The organism is Pseudomaricurvus alcaniphilus, assembly GCF_011440395.1.
Taxonomy (GTDB): Bacteria; Pseudomonadota; Gammaproteobacteria; order Pseudomonadales; family Cellvibrionaceae; genus Pseudomaricurvus; species Pseudomaricurvus alcaniphilus.
The window spans coordinates 142,723-160,139 of the sequence record NZ_JAAOIX010000010.1; the positions used below are offsets into that span (position 1 = coordinate 142,723).

General features: G+C 57.0%; 14 protein-coding genes and 1 tRNA gene. 6 read left to right on the plus strand and 9 right to left on the minus strand.

Annotated features, from left to right (window positions below):
* Nucleotides 1-45: 45 nt before the first annotated feature.
* The 4 genes from G8764_RS18215 to G8764_RS18230 are packed head-to-tail and all read left to right on the plus strand — an operon-like array spanning nucleotide 46 to nucleotide 4,013.
* Entirely contained in the window at nucleotides 46-1,233 is a 1,188-nt protein-coding gene (locus G8764_RS18215) for an acyl-CoA dehydrogenase family protein (RefSeq protein ID WP_166166293.1), read from the plus strand.
* A 28-nt stretch (nucleotides 1,234-1,261) separates the two neighbouring features.
* Nucleotides 1,262-2,392 (plus strand): acyl-CoA dehydrogenase family protein, encoded by a 1,131-nt coding sequence (locus tag G8764_RS18220; protein ID WP_166166295.1) that lies wholly within the window; start codon nucleotides 1,262-1,264, stop codon nucleotides 2,390-2,392.
* A 48-nt stretch (nucleotides 2,393-2,440) separates the two neighbouring features.
* Nucleotides 2,441-3,202 (plus strand): SDR family NAD(P)-dependent oxidoreductase, encoded by a 762-nt coding sequence (locus G8764_RS18225; RefSeq protein WP_166166297.1) that lies wholly within the window; start codon nucleotides 2,441-2,443, stop codon nucleotides 3,200-3,202.
* Nucleotides 3,203-3,242: 40 nt separating this feature from the next.
* Nucleotides 3,243-4,013, plus strand: coding sequence for an SDR family NAD(P)-dependent oxidoreductase (locus tag G8764_RS18230; protein WP_166166299.1), 771 nt, complete (start codon nucleotides 3,243-3,245; stop codon nucleotides 4,011-4,013).
* Between the two features lie 97 nt (nucleotides 4,014-4,110).
* On the opposite strand, the gene G8764_RS18235 is transcribed toward G8764_RS18230, so the two are convergent.
* The 4 genes from G8764_RS18235 to G8764_RS18250 form a co-directional block, all read right to left on the minus strand.
* Nucleotides 4,111-4,920: a ThuA domain-containing protein gene (locus tag G8764_RS18235; protein ID WP_166166301.1), complete on the minus strand. Its 810-nt coding sequence runs from the start codon at nucleotides 4,918-4,920 to the stop codon at nucleotides 4,111-4,113.
* Between the two features lie 38 nt (nucleotides 4,921-4,958).
* Nucleotides 4,959-6,131 (minus strand): aromatic ring-hydroxylating oxygenase subunit alpha, encoded by a 1,173-nt coding sequence (locus tag G8764_RS18240; RefSeq protein WP_166166303.1) that lies wholly within the window; start codon nucleotides 6,129-6,131, stop codon nucleotides 4,959-4,961.
* Nucleotides 6,132-6,159: 28 nt separating this feature from the next.
* On the minus strand, nucleotides 6,160-6,474 hold the full coding sequence (locus tag G8764_RS18245) for a putative quinol monooxygenase (protein ID WP_166166305.1): 315 nt from the start codon (nucleotides 6,472-6,474) through the stop codon (nucleotides 6,160-6,162).
* Between the two features lie 68 nt (nucleotides 6,475-6,542).
* Complete coding sequence (locus G8764_RS18250; protein ID WP_166166307.1) at nucleotides 6,543-6,983, minus strand: SRPBCC family protein; 441 nt, start codon at nucleotides 6,981-6,983, stop codon at nucleotides 6,543-6,545.
* A gap of 343 nt (nucleotides 6,984-7,326) precedes the next feature.
* On the opposite strand from G8764_RS18250, the gene G8764_RS18255 reads away from it, so the two are divergent.
* Complete coding sequence (locus tag G8764_RS18255) at nucleotides 7,327-8,343, plus strand: MDR family NADP-dependent oxidoreductase (RefSeq protein ID WP_166166310.1); 1,017 nt, start codon at nucleotides 7,327-7,329, stop codon at nucleotides 8,341-8,343.
* Nucleotides 8,344-8,907: 564 nt separating this feature from the next.
* Here G8764_RS18255 and G8764_RS18260 read toward each other — a convergent pair.
* Nucleotides 8,908-9,078, minus strand: a complete 171-nt coding sequence (locus G8764_RS18260) for a hypothetical protein (RefSeq protein ID WP_166166312.1) — start codon at nucleotides 9,076-9,078, stop codon at nucleotides 8,908-8,910.
* A 192-nt stretch (nucleotides 9,079-9,270) separates the two neighbouring features.
* On the opposite strand from G8764_RS18260, the gene G8764_RS18265 reads away from it, so the two are divergent.
* The gene (locus G8764_RS18265; RefSeq protein WP_166166314.1) at nucleotides 9,271-11,238 is read left to right on the plus strand and encodes a TonB-dependent receptor; all 1,968 of its coding nucleotides are present in this window, start codon (nucleotides 9,271-9,273) and stop codon (nucleotides 11,236-11,238) included.
* A 198-nt stretch (nucleotides 11,239-11,436) separates the two neighbouring features.
* Here G8764_RS18265 and G8764_RS18270 read toward each other — a convergent pair whose 3' ends face one another.
* The 4 genes from G8764_RS18270 to ychF all read right to left on the minus strand — a co-directional run bounded on the left by G8764_RS18270 (nucleotide 11,437) and on the right by ychF (nucleotide 17,379).
* A complete protein-coding gene (locus tag G8764_RS18270) occupies nucleotides 11,437-14,544 on the minus strand; it encodes an efflux RND transporter permease subunit (protein WP_166166316.1) in 3,108 nt (1,035 codons plus the stop codon).
* Entirely contained in the window at nucleotides 14,541-15,815 is a 1,275-nt protein-coding gene (locus G8764_RS18275) for an efflux RND transporter periplasmic adaptor subunit (RefSeq protein WP_243748899.1), read from the minus strand. Before G8764_RS18275 ends, G8764_RS18270 begins: the two co-directional genes overlap by 4 nt.
* A 298-nt stretch (nucleotides 15,816-16,113) precedes the next feature.
* Nucleotides 16,114-16,190, minus strand: a tRNA-Met gene (locus G8764_RS18280).
* A gap of 97 nt (nucleotides 16,191-16,287) precedes the next feature.
* Entirely contained in the window at nucleotides 16,288-17,379 is a 1,092-nt protein-coding gene (gene ychF / locus G8764_RS18285) for a redox-regulated ATPase YchF (protein WP_166166320.1), read from the minus strand.
* Between the last annotated feature and the right edge of the window lie 38 nt (nucleotides 17,380-17,417).

The window sequence follows — 17,417 nt, forward strand, 5'->3', positions numbered from 1 at the left end:
AGACTGTTTAATCGATGGCAGTGAGTAAAATGGCAGAGAATCGTTATGAGTGATGAAGAGTTTCGCGGTGAAGTCCGCGCCTTTCTCGAACAGGCCCTGACCAAAGAGATCAGGCGCGCCGGGGAATTGATGACCAGTGTGTTTGCCGATTTCGATGCGACCATGGCCTGGCACAAAATTTTACACGCCCGCGGCTGGATCGCACCCGATTGGCCAGAGGCCTATGGCGGCACCGGTTGGTCCCTGAACCAGCGTTATATTTTCCAGGAAGAGTGCAAGCTGGCCAACGCCCCCGCGTTGTTGCCCATGGGGCTGCAGATGCTCGGGCCGATGTTGATTCATTACGGCACCGAAGAGCAAAAGAACTATTACCTGCCGCGCATTTTGTCCGGCGAAGATGTCTGGTGCCAGGGCTATTCCGAGCCGGGTGCCGGCTCGGATCTCGCCTCATTGACGACCTCGGCAGTGCGCGACGGCGACGACTACGTGATTAACGGTTCCAAGATCTGGACCAGTTACGCGCAGCACTCCAATCGCATTTTTTGCCTGGTGCGGACCTCAAAAGAAGGCCCGCCGCAAGCCGGTATCAGTTTTATCCTGGTGGATATGGATGCCCGAGGTTTGACGGTGGATCCGATTGTCGGGCTCGACGGCACAGTCGAGCAGTGCCAGGTGTTTTTTGAAGACGTGCGGGTGCCGGCTGCCAACCTCGTCGGTGCTGAGAACCAGGGCTGGGAAGTGGCCAAGTACCTGCTTGAGTTCGAGCGTGGAGGTCACAACTTCACCATCGATCACAAGAAGCAAATGGCCAAAATCATGCGTCAGGCCAACTCGCAATACGGCCCCGACCACAACCTGTGGATCAACAACCCGGTATTTCGTGCCAAGTTTGCCGATGTCGCGGTGGATGCCCTGGCGCTTGAATTTACCGAGTTGCGCATCAAGGGCGACCTGCAGGCGGGCGGTAATCCCGGCGCGCTGTCGTCGCTGACCAAGGTGATGGGCACCGAGATCGGCCAGCGTTTCAATGAGCTCAGCCTCGAAGTCATGGGTGATCACGCGCTGGTTAAACAGCTGGACGCACTCACGCCGGGCTACGACGGCGAGGTAATCGGCCCGCTCTGCGGCCTGACCACCATGGCCGAGTACATCAACAATCGGGCGGCGACCATTTATGGCGGCTCTGCTGAAATCCAGCGGGATATTATCGCCAAGCGCGTATTGGGCCTCTAACTAACTCGAGCAGCAGGCAGAAATTAGCATGTTTATTGAATACAGCGAAGAGCAGACCATGTTGCGCGACAGCGCCGAGAAATACCTTCGCGACAATTACACGTTTGAGCGCCGCCAGGCGGTGGTCAACAGCGAGCAGGGTTTCAGCAAGGAAGCCTGGCAGACATTTGCCGACCTGGGTTGGCTGGCAATGACGTTCCGCGAGGAGTCCGGCGGTTTCGGCGGCGGCGCCCTGGAAACCCTGTTGTTGTGCGAGCAATTTGGCAAATACCTGGTGGTGGAGCCCTATCTGGAATCCATTGTCCTGGTGGGCGGCTTGATCGAAGCCGGCGCTCACCCCAGCGTGCGAGAAGAATACCTGGGCCGCTTGCTCAGCGGCGAATTGCAGGGCGCGCCGGCCTATCTGGAAAGTGCCAACGTCGCCGACCCGCTGCGCGTGGAAACTACCGCCCAGCCTTTTGGTGGCGGCTTCCTGATCAACGGCAGTAAAACTGTGGTGGTCAACGGGCCGGAAGCTGACCTGTTCCTGGTCAGTGCGCGAACCGGCGGCACCACCGCCAATTCGCGCCAGGGAATAAGCCTGTTCCTGCTGGAGCGGGAGACGCCCGGCCTCAGCTGGAAAAACTACAAGACTTACGACGGTCGTTCGGCGTGCGAGCTGCAGCTCCACAACGTCAAAGTTGACGCCGAGTCGGTCGTGGGTCGAATCGGTGATGCCTACAAGTTTTCTGCGCCGATTATGAGCCGGGCGATCGTGGCGGTGTGCGCGGAAGCCGTGGGGGCTATGGATGCCCTGTTGAGCGCAACGGTGGAGTACAGCAAACAGCGCAAACAGTTTGGGCAACCCATTTCCCGCTTCCAGGTACTGCGCCACCGCATGGCGGACATGTATATGGAAGTGGAGCTGACCCGCTCGCTGTTGCTGGCAACCGCCTGGAAGCTGGATAGCGGTGCGCCCGATGCCCAGCAATGCCTGATCGCCCTCAAGGCCAAGGTTGGCAAGGCGGGGCGCTTTGTCGCTCACAACGCCATCCAGTTGCACGGCGGCATCGGCACCACCGACGAACTCAGTGTCGGTCATTATTTCAAGCGACTGGCGGCCATAGGTGTCATGTTCGGATCGAGAGATTCTTACCTTGCACGCTATTTTCAATCCTGATGGTTGTCGTTATTTACTGTTCATAAATATAGAGAGGAAGTGATCGCTATGGATCTGCAGTTAAAAGATAAAGTGGTTCTGGTTACCGGTTCATCCAAGGGTATTGGCTTTGCCGTGGCAAAAACGCTGGCGGCGGAAGGTTGTAAGCTGGGTATCTGTGCCCGTAATGCCGAGGAGGTGAAAGCCGCCGCGGACAAGCTTCGCGCCATGGGTGTCGAAGTGCACGGCGAAGTGGTCGATGTTACTGATTCGGCTTCTTTGGAGCGCTGGATCAAGACTTGTGCCGAGACACTGGGCGGCGTCGACGGCTTTGTCGCCAATGTCAGCGCCGGTGGTGCCGATGCCGAAGAGTCGGGCTGGCGCGCCGGTTTTGAGGCCGATGTGTTAGCCAGCTGGAAGGCGGTGAACGCGGTGAAGCCTTACCTGGAGAAATCTGCCTGTGGCTCCATCGTCAGTATTTCTTCTACTGCCGCGCTGGAACAGTTTGCCGGTGCCGTACCCTACGGTGCGATGAAAGCCGCACTGCTGAATTATTTTGGCAACCTGGCGCAGGATCTGGCGCCACTGGGGATTCGGGTCAATAGCGTTAGCCCGGGCCCGATCTTTATCGAGGGCGGGGCCTGGGATCAGATTAAGCAGTCCATGCCGGAAGTATACGAGTCCACCGTAGCCGCGATTCCCGCTGGCCGCATGGGTAAAGCCGAGGAGGTGGGGGTGCAGATCGCATTGCTGTTGAGCCCGCTGTCGGGCTACACAACTGGAACCAACGTGGTGATTGACGGTGGTTTTACCAAACGTATTCAGTTTTGATGAGCGCTGCTGAAACTGACAACAACAAGGGGTAATAAACGTGTCAGAGAATCTTTTTTCCGTTGCAGGTAAGGTAGCGTTTGTCAGTGGTGCGTCCAGCGGTTTGGGCGAGCACATGGCGCAGATGCTGGCTGGCCGGGGGGCACTGGTGGTGTGCGCCGCGCGCCGCCTTGATCGCTTGCAGGCGCTGGCGGAGCGTATCAACGCCGCCGGCGGTAAAGCCCTGGCTGTTGCGCTGGATGTGACCGATCGGGCGTCGGTGAAAGCCGCACTGGACACCACAGAGAAAGAATTCGGTACGCCGGATATCGTGGTTGCCAATGCCGGCGCCACCGGCGGGCAGCCCTTCCTGGAGATGGACCCATCAGTCTGGAACAACGTGGTGGACGTCAACCTTAACGGCGTTTTTCATCTCGGCCAGGAGGCCGCCCAGCGCATGGTCGCCGCGGGCAAGCCGGGCAGTATCATCAATATTTCGTCGATCTGTGCGGTCAGCTCCTTCAAGGGTTTGACCCACTACAGCGCCTCCAAGGCCGCCGTCAATCAGTTGACCCGGGTCATGGCGCACGAGCTGGCGGAGCACAATATACGGGTTAATGCGCTCGCGCCAGGCTACCTGATGACCGATATGGTGGCCGACTACTACGCCACCGCGGCGGGCCAGAAGGACCTGGAGGCGCTGCCGCTGAAACGCGTCGGTGAGTTGAAGGAACTGGATGGTGCGCTGTTGCTGCTGGCCAGTGGCGCGTCGAGCTATATGAGTGGGTCGGTGGTTACCGCCGATGCTGGTCACTCAGTCAGGTTGGGTTAAAATTAGTAACCAAATCCAAAGCAATGAAAGTAAAAAAAGCGACCAAGGTGGTCGCTTTTTTTTGGCTTTGTAAATGTGAAAAGTAAAATTGGAAAGGTTAAACCCCGGCCGCCGCTTTGGCTTTTGCCATGGCCGTGGCTGTGGCGGCGTCCATGGGTTCAATCGCCCACTTGATACCGCGTCGCAGCAGGGTATAAAACACCGGTAAATCCCAGGCGCAGCGATCAATGGTGGGCCAGTAGTCGAGCAGCGGTTGCATATCGTGGTGGTGACGGCAGTGGCCCAGAGTCAGATACAGGACCTCGCCCTCGCCGACCTTGTGGGTGTAGAAAACCGGGTGTCGCCCGTGCTCCCACTCGTCCTCCTCAAAGCCTTCGGCTTTGCCGCCAAACTCGGCATCCAGCATGACGTGCAGGTCACCGTAGGTTCTCATCAGGTACAGTTCGTCGGTTGATTCAAACGGCTCGATGCCCTGCACCAGCGGGTGCTCGGGGTCGGCCACCGAGACTGTGTAGGGGGCGATAGGGGGGTGTGAGCGAAACATGGAGCCCAGCGTTTCCACAAACAGGGGGGCCCAATCCGGGGTGCCGTAAAGCCCGCTCGACATCAGCCGAATGATGGAATTGGTGCCATGCAGGGCGTACCAGCGGCCACCTCGTTCGACCCAGGCTTTCAGTGCTTCCTGGGCCACCAGCGAGGGGACTACGTTGCAGGTGTAAGAGACGATAAAATCGGCTTCTTCAAGTGCTTGCAGGTTTTCATAGTCTTCGAAAACCCTGACCCGAATGCGCTCGTCTTCCGCCAACAGTTTCAGCAGTTCAAGGCGGGCAAAGTCAATGTCGTGCCACATGCCGCCGGCAATCAATACACAGTTGATGCGCCCGGCACGGTTGTCGTGAGTACTCATGGGGTTACCTTTTATCCTGGCCGCTGTGCCCGCGGACTTTACAGTTCGGGTTTGGCGGCGTTGGGGTCGTTGGCCAAATACCAGTCGACGTATTTGTGGAACAGCTGGTTGCCGCGCTCGTTGCGTCCGAAGGTGACGTTGTTGAAGGCGTGCGCCTCCAGGCCTTTCTGTATGGCCAGCCCTACGTGATAGTCCTCGGTGTCGACCACATCGCGCAGCCAGTCCATCATGGTTTCCAGCTCGGCGTCATTGTCTACCGGTTTGCTCGGATGGATAAAGTTCAGGTAGGTGGTGTTCTGGTTGGGCTTGGGGCCGGGAATGATCTGGCTGATCATGGTGATCTCCGGAGCCACAAAGATGGAGACATTGGGGAACAGGGTGCGTATCCAGTCGTAGCCATTATTTTCGTGTTGGTGATATTCATCCGGCGGCACATCCGCCAGTTTTTCCTTGATCGCCAGGTGAGGGAAGCAGATCAGGGTGTGAGGCCCATAGGCACCGAACTCCATGACGTTGGAAAACGTTCGCTGGGCAATGGTGTCCGGGTGGGCCGCGGCGAAGTGATACCCCTCCAGATAGCCGTCATAGGCGATCTTCCAGTTGGCGCCGAAAATTTCCCGTTTGCCACAATAGTGCCATTTGTCCATGCCGAGGCGGCCCACATCTTCCATAATGCCGCCGAGAAAGCCGTCAAAATCTACTTCACCATCGGCTTCCAGTACGGTAAATATCATGCCTGAGCGTTCGTAGACCGGGAGCTGATGCAAGCCGTTGGCCTGCTTGTCGAAGTCGCCGAATTTGGGTTGGTCCGCGACTCCGCGCAGGGTGCCGTCGTTGGTGAACATCCAGCCGTGGTAGGGACAGGTAAAGCGCGACTGGTTACCACAGGGTTTGTCGGCGACGGCCATGGCGCGATGGGGGCAGACATTGAGCATTACCCTGGCGGTGCCGTCCTTGAGCCGGGTGATGAGCAGGGGCTTGTCCAGGAACTGCATGGTTTTGTAGTCGCCGGGGTTGGGGATCTCCTGGGTCAGTGCCACGAATACGGGCACCTTCTTGAAAATCAGATCCATTTCCCGCTGCCAAATGTCGGCATCGGTATAGGCAGTTGTGGGAACCTGCATGGAGCCCGGAGCCTGGTCGGTGGTTTTGTTGTCGATGTCATCGATCAGGCGGGCGATGATTTGGTTGTAGTTATCTGTAATGGACATGGTCTACGGCTCCTGTCTGGTCTATCTCTCAGTCCTGTGGAATTTGCAGCGGTCCGGCGGCGGCTACGTCGTAGCGGATGGCGTTCATATCAATCACAGTGAGTGCGCTGGTCAGTTCCAGGAATTCCGCGATGTGCGGTGTTTTGAGGTGGGCGAAGAGGTCGGCTTCGCTGTCCCACTGCTCAGAAATCCACACCACGTTGGGTTCGCTGATGTCCCGTGCCAGGCCGTAGAGCTGGCAGCCTTGCTCGGCGCGAGTAGGTTCAATGATTTTTTGAGCGCCGGCGATATAGGCTTCGGCGTCTGCGGGAGCCACTTCGACTCGTGCTGAAATAACTAACATGTGTAATTCCTTATTGTGATGATTGATGGGTGCGTGTGGATGGAAACCAGCTGCAGCGAGTCGGCCAACTAGCGGGCGCTGCTGGCATCGAGACCGTGGAACATCAGGGCATAGGCCCCTTGTAAAAATTCTTCGGCCTCCTTTTCCCGGCCCGGCTCGGTAACAAATTCGGAGTCGTAATTGAGGCGGCAGCCGCCATTGTCGAGTTCAACCAGCCTGCCAGTTGCCTGGTATTGCAGCAGGCCCGCGGGCCGGTCACAGACGATCGATAGTTTGAGGGTGTGATTCTCGGTGTCCAAATAGTCGAGGCGCTCACTGACGGCGGACTCAAAGCCGACATTGTATATGTGGCGAATCATGCCGATACCATCGCCTTCTATATCCACATGATCAATGTCGACAATGGAGTCGGCAGGCCACCAGCGCTCTATATTGCCGAAGTCGACCAGTAGCGCCCAGACATTGGCTCGGGGTGTATTGAAGTCATGGTGCGCGTGCAGTTTTTGCATATCGAGGGTCTCGCCATTTGTTATGGTTACTGTGCTGATCAGCCGTGGAGGCATTGCGGCACAATATCAGTTTGACGACTAAACTAACCAAACCAAATAAAAAAGTCAATCTTGATTGCTTTTATATTTGGGGGCGTGAGTGCTGCCTGGCTGGCATCTGTCACCGGTAGACAGTGGCATATTGCTCGTCCGACCAATCGGATCGAGGCAGGCGATTATAAAACAATCAAAAATGTTTGTTATTGTGGGTGCTAATCTGTCAGTATAGGCCACCAGGTGCAACGGTTGGTCTCCAGCCGTATTGCGCGGACAGTGTAATAACGACGATAACGGACATATTCCCATGACACAATTGAACACACGGGTGTTGCTCGCCCGCCGACCCGCAGAGCAATTGCAGGCCTCCGACTTTGCTGTGGATGCCCAGCCGCTGGCGCCGTTGCAGGCGAACCAGTTCCGCATCCGCAACCTGTACTTCTCCCTGGACGCCGGTTTTCGCCAGTGGATGAACGAGGGGTCTGACGACAACTACCTGTCTTCGATGCCGCTGGGTGAGCCGGTACAGAGTATCATCCTCGGTCAGGTGGAAGAATCGCGCCATCCCCAGTACCCGGTGGGCAGCGTGGTTGTGGGGCGAACTGCCTGGGAGCAATTCAGTGTGGCCGATGGCTCTGACCTGATGAGCATTATCGAGCCGGATCCGGAGGTGCCGCTGCACGAGTACCTGTGCAGTCTTGGGCCGGCCGGAATTACCGCCTATTTCGGGTTGATGGAAATCGGTAAGCCCAGGGCCGGGGATGTTTTTGTGATCAACGCGGCGGCCGGTGGCGTTGGAGCCATTGCCGGCCAAATCGCCAGGGCGCAAGGCTGCAGCACGATTGGTATCGCCGGTGGCGAAACCAAATGCCGCTGGTTACTCGATACCCTGAGTTACGACAAGGTGATTGATTACAAGAGCGGCGCCCCCCTGGCCGAACAGTTGCAGCTCGCCGCCCCGGATGGCGCCGACATCGTCTTTGACAATGTCGGTGGCAGCATGCTCGGCACGCTGCTCGGCCACCTCGCGGAAAACGCTCGCGTGGTGCTGTGCGGTGCGATCTCCCAGTACGACAAAGTGGATGGCCATGAGGGCGTTGCCAATATGTGGCAGCTGATCACCAAGCGAGCCAGGGCCGAAGGCTTTATGTTTTCGGATTACACCGAGCGCTACCCGGAGGCACTCGACTACCTTGCCGGCTTGCTCAAGGCTGACCAGCTGGTCAGCCCCGTTAATATCTCCGAGGGCGTCGAGTCGGCAGGGCAGGCCTTTGTCGATATGCTCGAAGGCAATAGTCTGGGTAAGTGCCTGGTTAAGATTTAAACCGGCTACCGCAGCCGCGAAAATGGGGACGGAGGGATTAAAATTTGACCAACTCCTGATCGGGCAGGGCTTGCGCTTACTTCGAGTCGGAAGCTGAGTTGATGTTGTGCAGCTCAGCTCCCGAGCAGGCGAACCCTGGCAGGGGAGTTTGAGCCAGGTTGGGCTGGTTAAAAAATAATCCCTTCGTCCTGAATGGCACTTACTTAAGTTGCGAAAGATCCAGCTTGTCATTCCCGCGCAGGCGGGAATTCAGGGGCCTGCGTTATATGTGTCCTGAAACGCTGGATCCCGCCTGCGCGGGAATGACATCGACCAGCTCGCGAGTGGCCGGGCAGCCGTTGATAGACCCGCCTTCGCGCGGCTGACAGTCTAAAGTAAGTACCATTCCCCTCCGTCCCCTTTTTTTGGGGGGTGAGTAGAGTATTCCCTTTTTCTGGCGTTATGTTATATAGTAACGTTAGTGCGTTGAAATTCTTAAACCCAGGCCAGCCCAGCTACCCCATGTTATCCCGACGTCCAGCCGCCCGTTTACGCTCAGCAGTCTTGTGCCTGCTGGCGGTGCTGCTATTGTCGATAACCCTGGACGCTGGGCATGTACATGGGGGTGGCGATAGCAGCAGCGACTGTGCCATTTGCCTGCAAAGTACCGGGCATGCTGTCGCCAGCGGTAATACGCGCCTGCCGCCTGTCATTACGGGTGGCGAGCCCGCTCTGGTCGCCCCACTCAAATATCACTTCAGTAACACTCCGCGGGCATTCAGTATTCGCGCCCCGCCCACTCTCCAGCACTGACATCAGAAAATACCCTGACCCAAAGGGCACCCCTATTAGTTGTTAGCTGCGCGCGACCGCAGCGCATTCTGAGCGGTGCCATAAAGTAATTTCCGCTGTCGCGTGTGCGTCGACGGCGTCCGCTGTGAGAAATGTATGCATTCGTTTTATCGTCCCTTGCCAGTGGCATTGTTGCCACTGGCTGCTGCCATAATTACTAACAATAGCTGGTCTGCTGAAGACCGCCGCATCACTGAAGAAGTTGTTGTCAGCGCTTCACCTCTAAACCAGTCTGTATCCGATAACCCGCACCCGGTCAGTGTGCTCAGTGGCGATGCCCTGCAGCGCCAGGCCAGCGCCACCCTGGGGGCAACCCTGCAGGGCCAGGTGGGGGTCAGCTCCGCTTCATTTGGCCCGGGCGTGGGCAGCCCGGTAATTCGGGGGCAGAGTGCCAACCGGGTCAAGGTTATGCAGGACAACCTTGACACTCTCGATGCCGCCAACGCTTCCGGTGATCACGCCAACGCCGTGGAGCCACTGCTGGCGGATGGCATCGAAATCTTGCGCGGCCCGCAAACCCTGCGCTTTGGCAGTGGCGCCATTGGCGGGGTTATCAATATTATCGACAGCCGTGTGCCCCGCAGCCTGCCGCAGCAGTTTTCCGGCGCCATCGAAACCCGACATAGCAGTAGCAGTGATGAAAGCGCCAGCGTGATACGCCTCGACGGCGCCATTGGTCAATTTGGCTGGCATATGGATGGGCTCTATCGCGACAGTAATGATATTGAGATTCCCGGGCGCGCCGACGGCGAGGCCGATCCGGAATTGACCAGCGACGGCTATATTGCCAACAGCGACAGCCTCAGCACGGCTGGCAGTGCGGGCGGCAGCTGGATTGGCCAGCGCGGCTTTATCGGTGCCAGCGTCAACTACAGCGAAAACCTGTACGGTATCCCGCCGCGCAGCGAAGAGGACGCTGAATACGTACAGATTGCCATGCGCCAAACCCGCTACGATGTTAAAGGTGAGCTGGGTTCGCCCTTGCCGGGGTTTGAACTGGCGCGGCTGCGGCTTGGCTACGTGGACTATCAACACACCGAGTTGGAAGACGGCGATCCGGGTACGGTGTTTGCCAGCCAAGCCGCGGAGGGCCGTATCGAGCTGCTTCACAATCCCTTTGCCGGCTGGCAGGGCGTGGTTGGTATCCAGTGGCTGGATCGGGATTTTGGTGCTATCGGTGAAGAGGCTTTTATCCCCCAATCGGACATCACCAGCGTCGGGGTGTTCGCGATTGAAGGCCGCTCTTTTGGCAATCTGGCGCTGGAACTGGGTGCCCGCGCGGAATACCAGGACATTGACCCGCAGCAGCAGAAAAGCGTCGATCACAGCACCTCCAGCCTGTTCGCGGCCGGCCAGTACCGTCTCAGTGAAAACCAGCGCCTGAACCTGTCGCTGAACCGTGCCCAGCGCGCGCCGAGTATTGAAGAGCTGTATTCTGATGGCGCTCATCTGGCCACCAGCAGTGTCGATCTCGGTAACGCCGCACTGGACCCGGAAACCAGCGTCAATTGGGAGATCGGTTATCGCTATCAGGGTGCCGTCGAACTGGAGGTAAATGCCTTCTATAACGACATCAGTGATTTCATTTATAAAAGTAACAGCGCCATGATCGATACCGAGAGCGGCCTGCCCATCTACGTCTATACCCAGCAGGGTGCTGTGTTTAAAGGCCTGGAGGCCCAGCTCGGCGTGCCGGTTACCGAGGCCTGGGAGCTGCGTTTATTTGCCGATACGGTGCGGGCTGAACTCGATGATGGCGCCGATGTGCCGCGCATCACACCGCGGCGTATCGGTGCCGAGGTCAACTACACGACTGATCAGTGGCAGGCTGGCCTGCGCGCAACCCGCGCCAGTCGCCAGGACCACCCGGGCGACAACGAGCTGCCCACCGCTGGCTGGACCCGTGTCGATGCCCATCTTACCTGGCACTTGCAAGAGATCACCGTGTTTGCCAATGCCGGCAATCTGCTCGACGAGGACATCCGCAACGCCAGCTCCTATTTGCGCGATGTCGCCCCTGAAGCGGGTCGCAACCTGACCCTGGGGGCTCGCTATCGGTTCTAGCCGGAAAAGGGGACGGAGGGATTAAAATTTGATCAGTTCTTGATTTCTCTGATCTCCCTGAGCGCCCGATTGCGCAGCGCCGCAAGCTGAGTTGATGATGCACTACCTGTCGCCTTGCTGGTAAAAGCCGGCAGGAGGCAGGTTTGTCTGGTTAATAAATAATCCCTCCGTCCCCTTTTGAGGGGGCTTGAGGCAGGTTTAACTGGTTAATAAATAATCCCTCCGTCCCCTTTCGGGGGTTTGCGTGCCGTGGAATAGCAGGTAGTTGACCGGCACCAGCAGCAGGGTGACAAAGGTGGTAAAGATAATGCCGAAGCCCAGCGATATGGCCATTGGGATCAAAAACTGGGCCTGGGTTTCTTTTTCGAAGAGTAGGGGTAGCAAGCCGAAAAAGGTGGTTAGGGAGGTTAACATCACCGGGCGGAAGCGCGCTGCTCCGGCAGTGAGGACGGCATCCAACACCTCTGCACCGGCTGCGCATTTTTTGTTGATATAGTCGACCAGTACCAGCGAGTCATTCACCAGCACGCCCATAAGTGCCAGCATTCCAAGCAGGCTCATGATGGTCAGGTTCATGCCCATTAGCCAGTGGCCAATCATCGCCCCAATAATCCCGAAGGGAATGATCGAGATTACGATAAAAGGCTGCTTGTAGGATTTAAAGGGTATTGCCAGCAGGCAGTAGATGACAAACAGTACTGCACCAAGGCCATATAACAGGCTGAGCATGGATTCGGCCTGTTCCTCTTGCTCACCACCCATGGCATAAGTTACACCGGGATGCTTCGCCACTTCGGCTTGCAGAAACTGCTGTAAATCCGCCGTCAGAGCCGTCATATTGACCCTGTTCTTTTCCACATCCGCGCGCACATTGACCACCCGGTAGCCATCCACACGCCTGATCTCAGTGGGGCTAATAGCGGGTGTTAAGGTGGCAATCTGGGCAAGCGGGATTTGTTTGCCCTCGCCATTGCTAATCAACATGTCATTGAGATAAGCCGCGGAGTTGCGTTCACTCATGGGGAAGCGGACCATTACCCGTATGTCGTTGCGCCCCCGTTGAATACGTTGCGCCTCCACACCAAAAAACGCTTGCCGTACCTGGCGAATAACATCGGAGCGGGTAATGCCCAGCAGGTGTGCCTCAGGCTTGAGGTCTATACGCAGCTCTTCCTTGCCTTTCGACAGGCTGTCGTGAATATCAAACACGCCATCGTAAGTCGCCAGTTGCTGTTTAATGTCATTGGCAAGTTGCTGCAGTACTTCAAAACGCTCGGCGCGCAATTCAATATCTATCGGGTCGCTGGATCGACCGGACTCAGCTCGAAACGCCATATTCTCAGCGCCCGGAATCGGACCAATTTTCTCGCGCCACTCCTTCGCCAGGGTCAGGCTGCTGACATTGATGACACGCTTTTCGGTGGGTGCAAGTTCAAACCGCGCTGAACCGGAATGCGCAACGCCGCCCCTGCCACCGGTGCGGGTAAGAATATCGCTAATGATACTCACGCCGGTTTCTTTATCGGTGTATTTTTCCTGTAATTCCCGGGCTGCCAACAACACCCTCTCCATATGGGTGTCGGTCACTTCAAACGGCGTGCCGGTGGGCATGGTCAGGTCCAGTCGCACCGTTTCACTGGGTATTCTGGGGAAAAAAGTATAGCGGGTGTGGCCAGTAAAAATGGCGGTAACGATCACGGCCAGCAGGCCCGCAAAGATGACAACCGTAGTCATTTTGTTGCGCACACACAAGACCAGCAGCGGCTGATAGTATTTCAAGATTGCACGCTCAAACCCGTCGGCAAAATTGCGCTGCCACTGCTGCAGTTGGTTGAGATTTTTTTCCTGGCCAACTTTGATATGTTTCAGGTGCGAGGGCAATACAAGCTTTGATTCGATCAGGGAAAACAGCAGTACCGGGATAACGATAAGCGGTATCTGGGCAAATATGGGCCCCCGTTGCCCCTCCATAAACAACAGTGGAGTAAAAGCAACGATGGTGGTGAGTACGCCAAAGGTAACCGGTACCGCCACTTCAGTGGTGCCATTGATGGCTGCCTGTAACCCGGACTCCGACTTTTGCAGATGGCTGTAAACGTTTTCACCGGTGACAATGGCATCATCAACGACGATGCCCAGCACAATAATGAACCCGAACAGGCTGATCATATTGAGGCTAACCCCCAGTATTGGCATCAGCAGCCAGGCACCACAAAAGCTGATGGGAATGCCGACAAATACCCAGATCGCAACCGCCGGCCGCAAGAATAATGAGAGTAATATGATGACCAGGACACCGCCTTGAATCGCGTTGCTGGCGAGGGTGTTGATGCGTTTCTTGATAACGACCGATTTGTCGTTCCAATAGTGCAGTTCGATATTGTCACTCAGTGTTTCCCGGCGCTTCTCCACATACGCCTTCACCTTGTCAGCAACCTCGATCACACTCTGGTCGCCCACGCTGAACACATCAACGATGGCCGCGAGGCGACCATTAAAGCGCGTGCGCACGGCCTTTTCCTCGAAGCCGTCGGTAACCGTGGCAATATCCCCCAGCCGCAACAGGGTGCCGTTGGGGTTGCTTTTGATAACGATTTCTTCGAAATCGTCGCGCCGGTAGGCCTGCCCTTTGGAGCGAATCAGCACGTCCCCTCCGAGGGCTGAAATATTGCCGCCGGAAAGATCCAGCGAGCTTTGCGATATCGCCTCGGCAACCTCGCTCAGGGTAAGGTTGAATTCCCGCAGGCGATCCTGTCGCAATTCGATGGCCACTTCGTAGTCACGCACGCCCTCGATATCCGCTTGCGTAATGTTGGGCAATTGCAGGATATCCTGCTGCAGTTGTTCACCCAGCTCCCGCATTTCCAGCTCCGAAACATCGCCGGCAATGGTTAAGGTGATGGCGGCTCGACGGCGCTGCGCCAGGGAAATAACAGGGCGTTCAGCGCCCACCGGAAAAGTATTGATCGAATCGACACGGCTTTTTACATCATCCAGCAACAAGCGGGCGTCATAACCTTCTTCCGCCTGGATTCTGACCGCTGTACCCCCTTCGGCAGATACGCTGCTGTATTCCTTGATGCCTTGCAGGTCTTTTATCGCCTCTTCAATTCTTGTTGCCAGGCCCAGTTCGGCATCTTCCGGTGTCGCGCCGCGCAGCGTGACCCGCACGCTGATTTCGCGACTCTCAAACTCCGGAAAATATTCCAGCGCTATCCAGTGGGTCAGTGAATACAAGCCCAGCAGCGCTATGGTAATCATCAACAGATTGGCCGCCACATCATTCCTTGCAAACCAGGCGATCATATTGCCGCTCCTTTTTTCCCTTTGCCCTGGTCGGCCACTCCATCCCTGCCGGCATCGTAATCTTCAGCTGTTTTTCGGTTCACTTTTCCCGCCGCGGTTTGACCTTCATCGCGGGTCAATTTCACCAGCGTCCCCGAAGCTACCTGCCCCAGTGGCGATACCACTAATTGATCCCCCGGACTGATGCCTGCCGAGATGATGGCTACTTCGCCATTTTGCCAGCTTATATCAATAGGTGTGCGGTAGACCGCGCCCTCTCGGTAGAGGTACACATAAGAGCCCTGGTAAATAGCCTTGTTGGGTATGCTGATGGCAGAATCCAGCGTGATGCCATCTATTTCGGCAGTCACATACTGACCAATCTTGAGCGGGAAGCGGCCCTCAGCTTTTTTGCCAAAGGGGTCGTCGATCCGGGCCACCACATACAGCTGGCGACTGCTGTCGTCAATGGAGCTGGCGGTGCGGATAATGTTGCCCTGCCAGACCTCTTGCCTGGCCAACTCCGAACCGATCCGCACCGATGGCATGCTTGCGGGGCTGTGCTCCTGGTGACGGTAGGCTTCTGGCAGATCCAGTAGCTGCAAGTCGTTATTTTTTATCGGTAGGCGAATCTCAACCGCATCCGTCGCATAGATTTCTCCCAGCACCGTATTGTTGGAAGCTACCTGGCCGAGATCAACGCTGGTTGAGAGTACCCGTCCATCAAAGGGGGCTCGAATGGATGTCCGTGCCAGATCAACTTTCGCTTTCCTTAACAGCGCCTTGGCCGAGCTTACATTGGCCTGGGCCGCTTTTAGCTGCGGTTCGCGCATGACCAGGGGCTTGGCGGTTGTGTTGTTGCCCAGGCGCTCCCAGTCGGCCCGCGCCTGCTCCGCCTGGGCGTATTCCTCAGCCAGGCGTTGTTCCGCCTCGGCCAGGCTCGCTTGCGCAATATCCACCGCAATTTCGTAGTCTGTCGCATCTATCTGCAGCAGCAGTTCACCCTTGCGGAAGAAGCCGCCGTCCCTGAAGCGCTCAGAGACATGCTCCACGCGACCGCTCACCTGCGCCACCAACTTGCTTCGGGTGCGGGGTTCCACCAATCCGTAGGACAATACTCTAGGCGTAATGCTTGATCTCTGGATTTCGATCGCTTCAACACTGATCTTGGGGTCTGTGTTTGCATTGCGTTTTTCAGGTTTTGGCTCTGAGAGTATCAGTGCGGCCACGATGATAATAACCACCCCTAGTATGACAATGGGAAGTATTCGTTTCCTTGATTTGGCCTGCATTGGGCGTCCTGTCTGTTGCTGCGGTAATGAATGAAACTCGGATCGATCACGGTTCCTGGTGATCTGGCCGCTAACAGGGAGAATAAACGCCCTGTTGCCGGCAAGCAATGGAACGGTTTACCTGGAGGCTGTTCTTCGTCATTAACGGGGGAGGAGGGCAAAAGCAGCTTGTCCAAATTGCTCGGCCGCAATTTGACTCTTCATCATGAACGGGGGTGGGCGGTTCTGCGTCGCCCGGCAGCGACACAACATCAAACAAAAAAGGCCCACCCGAGGGTGAGCCTTTTTTGTTTGAAGATGGTAGCTAGGGGCGGACTTGAACCGCCGACCCCAGCATTATGAGTGCTGTGCTCTAACCAGCTGAGCTACCTAGCCATCGTTTCGAGGGGCGCTATTCTGCTGATTTGGCCGCCCCGTGTCAAGGATTCTATGTGCTTGTTTTTACTGGATCTGTTCAGTATCGGCGGAGCCGTCACACATTGAAACGGAAGTGCACTACGTCGCCGTCTTTGACGATATATTCCTTGCCTTCCAGGCGCCATTTGCCGGCGTCTTTGGCGCCCTGTTCGCCGTTATTGCTGATGAAGTCATCGTAGGCCACCACTTCTGCGCGGATAAAGCCTTTCTCAAAGTCGGTGTGGATTTTACCGGCCGCCTGGGGGGCGGTGGCGCCCACGGGAATGGTCCAGGCGCGCACTTCCTTGACCCCGGCGGTGAAGTAGGTTTGCAGGCCGAGCAATTCGTAGCCGGCGCGAATGACCCGGTTCAGGCCCGGCTCTTCCATGCCCAGCTCTTGCAAGAACTCCATTTTTTCCTCGTCGTCCAGCTCGGCGATCTCGGCCTCCAGCTTGTTGCAGATGGGGACCACCACGGCGCCTTCCTCCTCGGCGATTTTGCGCACGGCGTCGAGGTGCGGGTTGTTGTCAAAACCTTCCTCGTCCACGTTGGCGATGTACATGGTGGGCTTGAGCGTCATCAGCGACAGTTCGCGCAGCTGTTTCAGCTCGTCTTTATTGAGGCTGAAGCTGCGCAGTGGCTTGGCTTCGTTCAGGTGCGGCAGCACTTTCTCCAGCAGGGCCTTCATGGCCATGGCGTGCTTGTCCTGGCCCTTGGCGGCCTTGGCGTAGCGGTTGGCGGCCTTCTCGCAGGTTTCCAGGTCGGCCAGGGCCAGCTCGGTGTTGATCACCTCAATGTCGGCGATGGGGTTGATCTTGCCTTCGACGTGAATCACGTTCTCGTCGTCGAAGCAGCGCACCACGTGGGCGATGGCGTCGGTCTCGCGAATGTTGGCCAGGAACTGGTTGCCGAGGCCCTCACCCTTGGAGGCGCCGGCGACCAGGCCGGCGATATCGACGAACTCCATGGTGGTGGGGACGATGCGCTCGGGCTTGACGATGGCCGCCAGCTTGTCCTGGCGGGGGTCGGGCACCGGCACTATGCCGGAGTTTGGCTCAATGGTGCAGAACGGAAAGTTTTCCGCGCCGATTCCAGCCTTGGTCAAGGCGTTGAATAAGGTGGATTTGCCCACGTTCGGCAGGCCGACAATGCCGCAATTAAAACCCATAGTGGTGTCTCTTTAGCGCTTTCAATAGATAAGAAGGA

Excerpts from the sequence above, each read along its gene's own strand:
- G8764_RS18250 (WP_166166307.1), bottom strand. The coding sequence starts at position 6,983 with ATGCAAAAACTGCACGCGCACCATGACTTCAATACACCCCGAGCCAAT.
- G8764_RS18240 (WP_166166303.1), bottom strand. The coding sequence starts at position 6,131 with ATGTCCATTACAGATAACTACAACCAAATCATCGCCCGCCTGATCGAT.
- G8764_RS18265 (WP_166166314.1), top strand. The coding sequence starts at position 9,271 with ATGCATTCGTTTTATCGTCCCTTGCCAGTGGCATTGTTGCCACTGGCT.
- G8764_RS18270 (WP_166166316.1), bottom strand. The coding sequence starts at position 14,544 with ATGATCGCCTGGTTTGCAAGGAATGATGTGGCGGCCAATCTGTTGATG.
- G8764_RS18275 (WP_243748899.1), bottom strand. The coding sequence starts at position 15,815 with ATGCAGGCCAAATCAAGGAAACGAATACTTCCCATTGTCATACTAGGG.
- G8764_RS18255 (WP_166166310.1), top strand. The coding sequence starts at position 7,327 with ATGACACAATTGAACACACGGGTGTTGCTCGCCCGCCGACCCGCAGAG.
- G8764_RS18235 (WP_166166301.1), bottom strand. The coding sequence starts at position 4,920 with ATGAGTACTCACGACAACCGTGCCGGGCGCATCAACTGTGTATTGATT.
- G8764_RS18215 (WP_166166293.1), top strand. The coding sequence starts at position 46 with ATGAGTGATGAAGAGTTTCGCGGTGAAGTCCGCGCCTTTCTCGAACAG.
- G8764_RS18245 (WP_166166305.1), bottom strand. The coding sequence starts at position 6,474 with ATGTTAGTTATTTCAGCACGAGTCGAAGTGGCTCCCGCAGACGCCGAA.
- G8764_RS18225 (WP_166166297.1), top strand. The coding sequence starts at position 2,441 with ATGGATCTGCAGTTAAAAGATAAAGTGGTTCTGGTTACCGGTTCATCC.
- ychF (WP_166166320.1), bottom strand. The coding sequence starts at position 17,379 with ATGGGTTTTAATTGCGGCATTGTCGGCCTGCCGAACGTGGGCAAATCC.
- G8764_RS18220 (WP_166166295.1), top strand. The coding sequence starts at position 1,262 with ATGTTTATTGAATACAGCGAAGAGCAGACCATGTTGCGCGACAGCGCC.